The sequence below is a fragment of the Nostoc sp. genome, from assembly GCF_036917975.1.
Classification (GTDB): domain Bacteria; phylum Cyanobacteriota; class Cyanobacteriia; order Cyanobacteriales; family Nostocaceae; genus Nostoc.
On the sequence record NZ_JBALEJ010000002.1, the window covers coordinates 1 to 1,839 of the forward strand.

A 1,839-nucleotide genomic window follows, 5' to 3' on the forward strand; every position below is an offset into this window, starting at 1 on the left:
ATTCGTGAATAAAAGTAAAGTTCTGCTGACAAAGAACGCTTGATGTTTGCGGCTTTGCGGAAACCATGTTCTTCACCCTCAAAAGCAACATAAGCCACAGGTACACCTTTTGTTCTTAGGGCTGTAACCATTGCTTCAGTTTGATTGGGCGGAACTACTCGGTCTTCTAATCCCTGAAAAAAAATCATTGGGCAGGCTAGACGCTCACTAAAGTTAATTGGCGAACGCTGTTGATAAATCTGACGCTGTTGTGGATAAGGACCAACCAGACCATCCAAGTACCGGGATTCAAACTTATGTGTGTCCCGAACTAAAGCTTCCAAATCACTGACACCAAAATAGCTGGCTCCTGCTTTAAAAGTATCTCGGAAAGTTAACGCACAAAGCGTTGTGTAACCACCTGCACTCCCGCCGGAAATGGTTAGACGAGCGCCGTCTACATCTCCCCGTGACACTAAGTAACGCGCACCGAAAACACAATCATCCACATCTACAATTCCCCAATTCCCAGAAAGCCGTTGCCGATACTCCCGCCCGTACCCTGTACTGCCACCATAATTTACATCCAAAACCGCTATTCCTCGGCTAGTCCAATGCTGAATGCTAAAATTGAGGCTACTAGAAGTTGCTGCGGTGGGGCCACCGTGACTTTTGACAATCAAGGGCGGTTTTTCAGTCTCAGGAGCCGTATAGTCACGGTTTCGAGGTGAGTAGAAAAGGGCGTATGCTGTTTTGTCATCAGATGTTTCGTACTCAATGGCTTCAGGTAAAGAAAGATAACCAGCATCAATAGTTACATCACTAGAACACCGTAGTACTTCTAGCTCTTTAGTTGTCAGATCCAAACGGACAATTGCTGCTAATTGAGTTGGCGAACTTCCACGAAAAACCACCTGGTTAGAGGTCGCGTGGAGAGAGCTAATATCTGTGTAGGGCGTATTTATTAGTTCTAAGTTACATGTTAGTGTATCAAGGCTTGCTAAATACCAAATCCCTTGCTGGGTATAAGTACAAATAATCTGGTTAGCAGACCCAAAAGCATAAGTGGACATCCCAAAATTCCATTGCGGCTGACCAAATTCTGCTTCCATTTGAGTTAGCGCTTCTACATTTTCATCTTGCCAACGATATATATTCCACCAACCTGTACGGTCAGAAATAAAATACAACTTACCATCTGGCGACCACTGTGGCTGAAAAATAGACTCATCTAAATCCCCAGCAATTTTTTGAGTATTTCCCAAAGAACCATCTGCCTTTAATTCCCCAACCCATAGTTCAGTCCCATCCCAAGGCATATTAGGATGGTTCCAAGTCAGCCAAGCTAAACGTGAACCATCCGGGCTAAGGCGAGGCGAAGCATAAAAGTCATTTCCAGATACTAATACTTGGATTTTATGATCTCCGTCTAGTTCCACGCCGACTAAACTATTACTCGCCTCCTTTGTCACATCTGTGTGATCTTCATATACACAAATAATTCGGTTGTTTTGACGATCAAAAACACCGTCTGCATAGCGTGTGGCAGCTTTTGGGGTGATGGCTTGCGGCTCTTGATCGCTCTGGTGACAATATAGGCGTTGATCAATAAAGTTGGAAAAGTAAACAGTGCCATTCACCACAAGAAAGGAACTGCCACCATATTCATGCACACGAGTACGCACATTGAAGCCACTAGGCGTGAGGGACTGGATTTTACCATCTGTATCCCGCCGCACTATGACATTTCTACCTGACTCTGATGGTCGTAACTCACTCCAGTAAATCTCTTCGCCACAGAGGGCAATTTGTCCCAACCCAATTGTACTTGCAGTAATTAAGTCTGTTGTTATCGGCGAT

General features: G+C 44.6%; 1 protein-coding gene. It reads right to left on the minus strand.

The window, feature by feature from the left end:
- On the minus strand, nucleotides 1-1,839 hold a 1,839-nt coding region (locus V7K76_RS00335), incomplete at both ends, for a S9 family peptidase (RefSeq protein ID WP_335029630.1).